The sequence below is a fragment of the Bacteroides sp. D22 genome (genome assembly GCF_000163675.1).
In the GTDB taxonomy this organism is placed as follows: Bacteria; Bacteroidota; Bacteroidia; order Bacteroidales; family Bacteroidaceae; genus Bacteroides; species Bacteroides xylanisolvens.
Map to the genome: position 1 here is coordinate 1 of NZ_GG774823.1, position 9,567 is coordinate 9,567.

The 9,567-nt window shown below is 42.8% G+C and carries 7 protein-coding genes and 1 pseudogene; 5 read left to right on the top strand and 3 right to left on the bottom strand.

Annotated elements, in window-relative coordinates:
• From HMPREF0106_RS03540 to HMPREF0106_RS03530, 3 genes and pseudogenes are all read right to left on the bottom strand, one after another.
• Positions 1 to 203: pseudogene (locus tag HMPREF0106_RS03540) on the bottom strand (DDE transposase); the annotation flags it as partial.
• 206 nt (positions 204 to 409) lie between these two features.
• Positions 410 to 829: an rRNA maturation RNase YbeY gene (gene ybeY / locus HMPREF0106_RS03535; RefSeq protein ID WP_008641633.1), complete on the bottom strand. Its 420-nt coding sequence runs from the start codon at positions 827 to 829 to the stop codon at positions 410 to 412.
• 16 nt (positions 830 to 845) lie between these two features.
• On the bottom strand, positions 846 to 2,078 hold the full coding sequence (locus tag HMPREF0106_RS03530) for a nucleoside recognition domain-containing protein (RefSeq protein WP_008641634.1): 1,233 nt from the start codon (positions 2,076 to 2,078) through the stop codon (positions 846 to 848).
• Positions 2,079 to 2,205: 127 nt separating this feature from the next.
• Between HMPREF0106_RS03530 and ruvB the strand changes: the two genes are divergently transcribed.
• The 5 genes from ruvB (at position 2,206) to HMPREF0106_RS03505 (ending at position 9,122) form a co-directional block, all read left to right on the top strand.
• Positions 2,206 to 3,237: a Holliday junction branch migration DNA helicase RuvB gene (ruvB, locus tag HMPREF0106_RS03525; RefSeq protein ID WP_004313748.1), complete on the top strand. Its 1,032-nt coding sequence runs from the start codon at positions 2,206 to 2,208 to the stop codon at positions 3,235 to 3,237.
• A gap of 62 nt (positions 3,238 to 3,299) precedes the next feature.
• Positions 3,300 to 4,076, top strand: a complete 777-nt coding sequence (locus HMPREF0106_RS03520; RefSeq protein ID WP_008641644.1) for a dienelactone hydrolase family protein — start codon at positions 3,300 to 3,302, stop codon at positions 4,074 to 4,076.
• A gap of 30 nt (positions 4,077 to 4,106) precedes the next feature.
• Positions 4,107 to 5,603 carry a polysaccharide biosynthesis C-terminal domain-containing protein gene (locus HMPREF0106_RS03515; RefSeq protein WP_004313750.1) on the top strand — a complete coding sequence of 499 codons (1,497 nt, stop codon included), beginning with the start codon at positions 4,107 to 4,109 and terminating at the stop codon, positions 5,601 to 5,603.
• Positions 5,604 to 5,605: 2 nt separating this feature from the next.
• Complete coding sequence (locus tag HMPREF0106_RS03510; protein WP_008641646.1) at positions 5,606 to 6,961, top strand: TIGR00341 family protein; 1,356 nt, start codon at positions 5,606 to 5,608, stop codon at positions 6,959 to 6,961.
• A gap of 19 nt (positions 6,962 to 6,980) precedes the next feature.
• Positions 6,981 to 9,122 carry a S46 family peptidase gene (locus HMPREF0106_RS03505; RefSeq protein WP_008641648.1) on the top strand — a complete coding sequence of 714 codons (2,142 nt, stop codon included), beginning with the start codon at positions 6,981 to 6,983 and terminating at the stop codon, positions 9,120 to 9,122.
• The last annotated feature ends 445 nt before the right edge of the window (positions 9,123 to 9,567 follow it).

Below are 9,567 nucleotides of genomic sequence, written 5' to 3' on the forward strand. Positions count from 1 at the left end.
TTACCTTCGGGAGAAAAATAACTTTTACGCCCAAAAGGAGAGGACTTCAAATGCATTTGTCGGGCCAGTTCCGAGAAAGGGAACAGAGAATGGAGGCGACCTAATTCACTCGTTGCAAAACTTTGACGATATTTTTTAAGCATATCGAACTCGGTAAAACCTAAACAAGGTTCGATTTCTGAGATTTTTTGTATCTTTACCATGTGTTTTTATTTTTAATTACCCCCGTTTTGGCCGTCAAACCGTTTTTTGGGGGGAATGCTTAAAGATACAAAAAAGGCAACTAACTCGCAATGAATTAGTTGCCTTAAATTTTATTATTTTAGGAATATCCCTATACAGTATGTTACAGTATAGTATGTTTGAATAAATCGCTTGTTTATTGAAATCGTTTGCTGTTGAGGCTTGTTTACACTTTTCGTATAGATAATGCTTTGTTTTCAGCACCTTCCATAATCTCCCGCTCCCCGGGACCTTTATCGTTGATGCCGCACAAGTGAAGAATTCCATGGATAATCACACGATGTAGTTCGTTTTCGTATGAAGTTCCAAACTGTTCAGCATTGGTGCGTATCGTATCTAGGCTGATGAATAAGTCACCTGATAGACGATCGCCTTCACAATAATCGAAAGTAATAATATCCGTGTAGTAATCATGTTGCAGATACTGACGGTTTACTTCCAGAATTTTTTCGTCCGAGCAGAAGATATAAGCGATTTCACCGAGTCTTTTCCCGTAAGAAGCAGCTACGGCCTTTATCCATTCCGTAGTCTCACGTTTCTTGATGTCAGGCATTTTTACGCCTTCTGTTTGATAAGTTACAGCCATAATTGAATGTTATGATTTAAAAGAAAAATAAATAACTGATTAAGATAGCGGCTATGATACCCGAGAAGTCTGCTATCAGACCGCAAGTCACCGCATTACGAGTCTTGGTGATCCCCACACTGCCGAAATAAACGGCCAGAATGTAGAATGTGGTGTCCGAAGCTCCGCGAACTACACAACTCATACGTCCTACAAACGAATCAGGTCCCAGTTCTTTCATCGTATCGATCATCAATCCGTTCGCACCGCTACCGCTAAGTGATTTCATCAATGCGGTAGGCAGTGCACCTACAAAGCTCGTGTCGACTCCGCATAAACCTACTATATAGCCGATGCCTCCCACCAGAAAATCCATTGCTCCCGAAGTGCGGAACACTGCAATTCCTACAAGAAAAGCAACCAGATAAGGGATGATGCGCACAGCCGTCGTAAACCCTTCTTTAGCTCCCTCTACAAATGAATCGTATACATTGATCTTTTTCCTGACTCCCGTCAAAATAAACAGGATGATGACACTGAATAGCAGAATATTCGCTATCAATGTAGAATAAGTACCCATATCCTCTCGTGAAACGCTTAGGAACAAGTAAATCAAGCCGGAAAAGAAAAGACAAATAATGCCCATTAAAATGAGAATAGGCTTATTGATTAAGTTTATCTTTTGAGCGATGCTCACTGCTATGACTCCTACTAAAGTGGAAATGAAAGTACTTAGCAGAATAGGGATAAATACATCTGTAGGCTGTGCAGCCCCCATTTGTGCACGATATACCATGATACTGATCGGAATGATGATAAGGCCGGATGTATTAATCACCAAAAACATAATCATCGGATTGGAAGCAGTGTCCTTTTTCGGATTCAGTTCCTGCAGCTCTTTCATTGCTTTCAGTCCCAATGGGGTGGCCGCATTGTCGAGGCCAAGCATATTGGCAGACATATTCATGAAGATGGACCCTAACATCGGATGTCCTTTAGGAATATCCGGAAACAGTCGGCAAAGCACCGGACTAAGAAAGCGGGCCAGTGCGTTAATCAATCCACTGTTTTCTCCGATTTTCATGATACCCAGCCAAAGAGCTAGTACGCCTGTAAGTCCCAGGGATATCTCGAAAGCTGTCTTTGAAGAATCGAATGTAGCGTTCATGATAGCCGTAAATATCTCCGTATCTCCCAGAAAAATCACTTTTACAAGGGCGATGATAAAGGCGACGACAAAGAATCCTATCCAAATGTAATTTAGAACCATAGTTGATAGCGTGTATATAGATAGTGCAAAAGTAGTTATTACGTTTCAAATAAACTAAATCTTCGTCTTTCTTATACTGAAAATGAATGTAAATCTCTATCTTTGTCTCCTACTTTTCAAGAAATAAATGGAACAGGAAGATTTTAACATACGCGAACATCAGCTTACTTCAAAAGAACGGGATTTCGAGAATGCACTCCGTCCGTTAAGCTTTGAAGACTTTAGCGGACAGGACAAGGTGGTGGAAAACCTTCGCATTTTTGTGAAGGCGGCACGTCTGCGTGGCGAAGCACTCGACCATGTGCTGTTGCATGGTCCTCCCGGATTAGGAAAAACAACTCTTTCAAATATTATCGCCAACGAATTGGGAGTCGGCTTTAAAGTAACTTCCGGTCCGGTGCTAGATAAACCGGGTGACCTGGCTGGTGTATTGACCAGCCTCGAACCGAACGACGTGCTTTTTATTGATGAAATTCATCGTCTGTCGCCCGTAGTGGAAGAATATCTTTATTCGGCCATGGAAGATTACCGCATCGATATTATGATTGATAAGGGACCTTCGGCACGCAGTATCCAGATCGATTTGAATCCTTTCACGTTGGTTGGTGCAACCACGCGTAGCGGTCTGCTGACGGCTCCGCTTCGTGCACGTTTCGGTATTAACCTTCATTTGGAGTATTATGACGATGATATTTTGAGCAATATCATTCGTCGTTCTGCGTCCATACTGGATGTACCTTGCTCGGTACGTGCAGCATCGGAGATTGCTTCCCGCAGCCGTGGGACGCCCCGTATTGCTAATGCTTTGCTTCGCCGGGTACGTGACTTTGCACAGGTGAAAGGCACCGGCTCTATCGATACAGAGATTGCCCAGTTTGCGCTGGAGGCATTGAATATTGACAAGTACGGACTGGATGAGATAGACAATAAGATACTTTGTACCATTATAGACAAGTTTAAAGGCGGGCCTGTCGGTATAACGACCATTGCTACGGCTTTGGGAGAAGATGCGGGAACCATCGAGGAAGTTTACGAACCTTTCCTGATAAAAGAAGGATTCATGAAACGTACTCCCCGCGGACGTGAGGTGACCGAACTTGCCTATAAGCATTTGGGAAGAAGTCTTTATAACAGTCAGAAAACACTGTTTAATGACTAACATAAAGCGTCATGTGATAAGTGGTATTAACGGTATAAAAGAACTTTATAAAGCATAGTTGGATGATGAAGCAATGGACTACTTTATTTGTTTTTCTCTTTTTGAGCCTTTCTCTATCGGCTCAACAGGGATATGGAAGAGATATTTTTGTTTCTTCTAAAGGAGATTCCTTACCTTACCGGATGATTCACCCCGAATCGGTGAAACCGGGTGAGAAGTACCCCATCGTGCTGTTTTTGCATGGAGCCGGCGAACGGGGAAATGATAATGAGAAGCAATTGACTCATGGCGGACAGATGTTTCTTAATCCGGTCAATCAAGAAAAGTATCCTGCTTTTGTGCTGATTCCGCAGTGTCCGACAGACGGTTACTGGGCTTATACGGAACGTCCGAAGTCTTTTATACCTGCTGAAATGCCGGTAGGACAGGAGATCAGTCCTATATTGCAGACACTCAAACAGTTGCTCGATTCCTATCTGGTGATGCCCGAAGTGGACACGCAACGGGTTTATATTATCGGCCTTTCAATGGGAGCGATGGGAACGTATGATTTAGTAATACGCTACCCGGAGATATTTGCTGCTGCAATTCCTATCTGCGGTATAGTCAATCCAAGCCGGTTGTCGGCTGCCAAAGATGTGAAGTTCCGTATCTTTCATGGAGATGCGGATGATGTAGTTCCGGTGAAAGGTTCTCGCGAAGCATATAAAGCACTGAAAGCTGCCGGTGCAGATGTGGAATATATTGAATTTCCCGGTTGTAATCATGGAAGCTGGAATCCGGCTTTCAATTATCCCGGATTTATGGATTGGTTGTTCAAACAAAAGAAGAAACGTTGAACCAATCTGAATGATAATCACTAATAAAACATGGCTGGACTAAAATCATTAGCTAAAGATACTGCAATTTATGGGTTAAGTAGTATTGTCGGACGATTCCTTAACTATATGCTGGTACCCCTGTATACAGCAGTATTACCGGCTTCCACCGGAGGTTACGGAGTCGTATCGAACGTGTATGCGTTTACAGCCCTGATGCTCGTACTGCTTACGTTCGGTATGGAAACGGGATTCTTCCGTTTCGCCAATAAATCGGGAGAAGACCCGATGAAAGTATATGCCAACTCCCTATTGTCAGTAGGAGGCGTATCTTTGATTTTCGTTCTCCTTTGCCTGTTGTTCCTGCAACCGATTTCCAATTTGCTGGATTATGGCGATCATCCGGAATTTATAGCTATGATGGCTGTTGTGGTAGCTTTAGATTCTTTTCAATGCATTCCTTTTGCCTATTTGCGATACAAGAAACGCCCTGTCAAGTTTGCAGCTATCAAACTGCTCTCTATCATTGGCGGCATCGGTTTGAATCTGTTTTTCCTGTTGGTGTGTCCGTGGCTGAATGTACATTGTCCGGCAACCATCTCTTGGTTTTATGATCCGGACTATCTGGTGGGATATATTTTCATTAGCAACCTGATTATCTCGGTTGTCCAGATGTTCTTCTTTATTCCAGAGCTGACAGGTTTTGCTTATAAGTTGGACCGGGTGTTGCTGAAGCGAATGGTAGTATACTCTTTTCCGGTATTAATCTTAGGTTTGGTAGGGATTCTAAATCAGACTGTTGACAAGATGATCTATCCGTTTCTCTTTGAAGATCGACAGGAAGGGTTGGTACAACTGGGTATCTATGCGGCAACCAGCAAAATAGCGATGGTGATGGCCATGTTTACACAGGCTTTCCGTTACGCTTACGAACCGTTTGTATTTGGTAAAGACCGCGAAGGAGATAACCGAAAAATGTATGCGGCTGCGATGAAATATTTTCTTATCTTCTCATTGTTGGCTTTCCTTGCTGTAATGTTCTACCTCGATTTGCTGCGTTATCTTGTAGCAAAAGGTTACTGGGAAGGTCTTGGAGTAGTAGCTATTGTGATGCTTGCAGAAATCTGTAAAGGGATTTATTTCAATCTGTCCTTTTGGTATAAACTGACAGATAAGACCTATTGGGGAGCTTACTTCTCGGTGATCGGCTGTGTCATTATTGTTGTATTGAACATATTATTTGTGCCGGTTTATGGCTATCTTGCTTCGGCATGGGCTTCTGTTGCAGGCTATGCGGTAATCTTGCTGTTATCCTACTGGATAGGACAGAAAGAATACCCGATTCGTTATGATTTGAAAAGCCTCGGACTTTATGTTCTGCTGGCAGCGGTACTTTACGTTATTGGAGAACAGGTGCCTATCCCTAATCTGGTGCTCCGTCTCGCTTTCCGCACCGTACTCTTATTGCTATTTATAGCTTATATTATCAAGAAGGATTTACCATTGAGTCAGATTCCTGTTATTAATCGCTTTATAAAGAAGAAATAACTATGAAGACAGATGAACGTAATAAGTTTGCTATCAAGTCCTTTCTGGGAGAATACCTGGACTTGAAAAAAGACAAGGATAATGAACTGGCCACCGTGGATTCTATCCGTAAGGGTGTAGAGTTTAAAGGTGCCAATTTATGGATCCTGATTTTTGCCATCTTTATGGCATCACTCGGATTGAATGTAAATTCTACTGCTGTAATTATCGGTGCCATGTTGATTTCTCCGCTGATGGGACCTATTATGGGAGTAGGACTCTCTGTCGGACTGAACGACTTCGAATTGATGAAACGCTCTTTAAAGAGCTTTCTCATAACGACCGCTTTCAGTGTGACGACGGCCACTATTTTCTTCCTTCTTGCCCCTATTGCCGGTTCACAGTCAGAGCTGCTGGCACGTACATCGCCCACTATTTATGATGTATTCATCGCGCTTTTTGGTGGTTTGGCAGGTGTGGTAGCTCTCTCTACCAAGGAAAAAGGAAATGTGATTCCGGGCGTTGCCATTGCTACTGCATTGATGCCACCGCTTTGTACGGCCGGTTACGGACTGGCTTCCGGTAATCTTATTTATTTCCTGGGTGCTTTTTATCTTTACTTCATCAACTCTGTTTTTATCAGTCTGGCTACTTTCCTCGGAGTTCGTGTGATGCATTTCCAACGAAAAGAGTTTGTAGATAAAACCCGTGAGAAGACCGTACGTAAATACATCGTTCTGATTGTGGTGCTTACCATGTGCCCTGCGGTTTATCTGACATTTGGAATTATAAAAAGCACCTTCTATGAGGCGGCAGCCAATCGTTTTATTAGCGATCAGTTGAGCTTTGAAAATACACAGGTACTTGATAAAAAGATCAGCTATGAGCATAAAGAAGTGCGGGTTGTTTTGATTGGTCCTGAAGTGCCCGATGCTTCGATTTCTATTGCCCGTAGCAAGATGAAAGAATATAAGTTGGAAGATACGAAGCTGGTTGTATTGCAGGGGATGAATAATGAAGCGGTAGATGTGACTTCTATTCGTGCCATGGTCATGGAAGACTTCTACAAAAACAGTGAGCAGCGACTTCAGCAACAGTCAGTGAAGATTTCCCAACTGGAGACAACACTGGAACAATACAGAACGTATGACGCAATGAGTCGTACATTAGTGCCCGAACTGAAAGTGCTTTATCCTTCTATCACTACGCTCTCCATCGCTCATTCGCTCGAAGTGCGGGTTGACTCGATGAAGACCGATACGGTAACATTGGCTGTTTTGAAATTCGACAGACATCCGTCTGTTGCCGAAAAACAGAAAATCAGCGAATGGCTGAAAGCCCGTGTAGGAGCGAAGAAGTTGAGGCTGATTACCGAATAATGAATCTAAAAATAGTAATATGAAATTCAGACTAACCGTCTTGATAGTCTTTTCCCTCTGTCTGTCAAATGTGTTTGCCGATGAGGGAATGTGGCTGCTGGGAAACCTACGCAAAAACAAACAGACAGACCGGGTAATGAAAGAACTTGGTTTGCAAATGCCTGTGAATAAAATATATAATCCGAAGAAATCCTCTCTTTCAGATGCTGTTGTCAGCTTTGGAGGTTTCTGTTCGGGAGTGGTGGTTTCCGAAGACGGTCTGGTGTTTACTAATCATCATTGTGGTTTCAGTAGTATCCAGCAACACTCTTCTGTGGAACATGATTATCTGAAAGATGGCTTTTTTGCACGTAGCCTTGACGAAGAGTTGCCGAATCCGGAGTTGTATGTCCGTTTTCTGCTTCGTACGGAAGACGTAACCAAACGGGTATTATCTGTCGCCCGTCATGCTAAAACGGAAACAGAACGCCGTGTAGCTGTTGATTCGATCATGAATGTAATCGGTCTGGAAGTTTCTGAAAAAGATTCTACGCTGACCGGTATTGTCGATGCTTATTATGCAGGTAATGAATTCTGGCTTTCCGTTTATCGTGATTATAACGATGTTCGTTTAGTCTTTGCGCCTCCTTCTTCTGTCGGGAAGTTCGGATGGGATACGGACAATTGGATGTGGCCGCGACATACGGGCGATTTCAGCGTATTTCGTATCTATGCCAATACGAAGAATGGCCCGGCTGATTATTCTCCTGACAACGTCCCTTATCACCCTGAATATGTAGCGCCCATCTCTTTGGATGGATACAAAGAAGGTTCTTTCTGCATGACGCTTGGCTATCCGGGAAGTACGGAACGCTATCTTTCTTCGTATGGTATCGAAGAGATGATGAATGGAATCAATCAGGCAATGATTGATGTGCGGGGAGTAAAACAAGCAGTTTGGAAACGGGAGATGGATCGTCGTCCGGATATTCGTATCAAGTATGCTTCAAAATACGATGAAAGCTCCAATTATTGGAAAAATAGTATCGGGACAAACAAGGCCATCAAGCATCTGAAGGTATTGGAAAAGAAACGGGCGGCTGAAGCAGCACTTCGCGACTGGATTCAGTCTCATCCGGAAGAAAGAGAGAAACTGATTCGTTTATTCTCTTCTCTGGAGTTGAGTTATAGTAATCGTCGGGAAACAAATCGTGCGTTGGCTTATTTCGGTGAATCGTTTATCAATGGTCCCGAGTTGGTGCAGCTTGCTCTTGAAATTCTCAATTTCGACTTTGAAGCCGAGGAGAAGCTGGTGATTACCCGCATGAAGAAGTTATTGGAAAAATATGATAATCTTGATCTTTCCATTGATAAGGAGGTTTTTGCTGCCATGCTCAAAGAATATCAGTTGAAAGTGGATAAGAAGTATCTGCCTGCTATGTATGAAAAGATAGATACACTCTATAACGGGAATATTCAGGCTTATGTAGACTCTTTGTATGCAACGTCCAATATAACGTCTCCTAAGGGCCTAAAACGTTTTCTGGAGCGGGATACTACGTATAATCTGATAGAGGACCCGGCTGTTTCTTTGAGTCTGGACCTGATCGTGAAGTATTATGAGATGAATCAGAGTATTTCCGAAGCTTCCGAGCAGATAGAGCAAGGGGAACGCTTGTTCAACGCTGCCATGCGCCGTATGTATGCTGATCGTAATTTCTATCCGGATGCCAATTCCACTATGCGGCTTAGTTTCGGAACGGTTGGGGGATATACTCCTTTTGATGGGGCCACTTACGATTATTATACCACCGTGAAAGGCATCTTTGAGAAGGTGAAGGAACATGCAGGTGATATTGACTTTGCCGTCCAGCCCGAGTTGTTGAGTTTGCTTTCTTCCGGTGATTTCGGAAGATATGCCAATGCACAGGGAGACATGAATGTTTGCTTTATTTCTAATAATGATATTACAGGCGGTAATTCCGGCAGTGCCATGTTCAATGCCAAAGGAGAATTGCTTGGGCTGGCTTTCGATGGCAACTGGGAAGCAATGAGCAGTGACATCGTATTTGAACCTGACTTGCAGCGTTGTATCGGGGTAGATGTGCGGTATATGCTCTTTATTATGGAGAAATATGGTAAGGCGGGCAATCTTGTTCAGGAGTTGAAGATAGCTCGATGAAGCAAATGTTTTGATAAAGTATTCCTATCTTACTGTGGATGATAAACTTATGTGTTTACCTACCACCTCCCCCCTACGGGGACTCCTCCTTCTGGAAGGAGGAGAATAGGAATAGTACAAGCTTATATCGAACTGACGTTAATGTAGAGCCTATTTAGGGATATTCAGTAAATGTTCCTCTTTCTAAAAAATCAAGAGAAAAGCTTTGCTTTACGTGAGCTTTTCTCTTGATTTTTTCGTTCAACTCTCCCAGTCTTCTATCTTTTTTGTAGAATATTGTTTACATATTCTTATTTTTTCCTTCCCACCCATGCATTATGTACATGTCTTTTTTAGGGGAAGTTAAAACCTCTCCTGTTTTTCCTGTTATTTTAGTTAGATTATGCTGCCTTTCTTTTTTTCTTTTCGACCTTTCTATCATACATACCGCATTGGCTGTATGTAT

Bases quoted from the DNA above. Each gene is read 5' to 3' on its own strand.
- HMPREF0106_RS03515 (WP_004313750.1), top strand. From the start codon at position 4,107: ATGGCTGGACTAAAATCATTAGCTAAAGATACTGCAATTTATGGGTTA.
- HMPREF0106_RS03520 (WP_008641644.1), top strand. From the start codon at position 3,300: ATGATGAAGCAATGGACTACTTTATTTGTTTTTCTCTTTTTGAGCCTT.
- ybeY (WP_008641633.1), bottom strand. From the start codon at position 829: ATGGCTGTAACTTATCAAACAGAAGGCGTAAAAATGCCTGACATCAAG.
- HMPREF0106_RS03510 (WP_008641646.1), top strand. From the start codon at position 5,606: ATGAAGACAGATGAACGTAATAAGTTTGCTATCAAGTCCTTTCTGGGA.
- HMPREF0106_RS03505 (WP_008641648.1), top strand. From the start codon at position 6,981: ATGAAATTCAGACTAACCGTCTTGATAGTCTTTTCCCTCTGTCTGTCA.
- ruvB (WP_004313748.1), top strand. From the start codon at position 2,206: ATGGAACAGGAAGATTTTAACATACGCGAACATCAGCTTACTTCAAAA.
- HMPREF0106_RS03530 (WP_008641634.1), bottom strand. From the start codon at position 2,078: ATGGTTCTAAATTACATTTGGATAGGATTCTTTGTCGTCGCCTTTATC.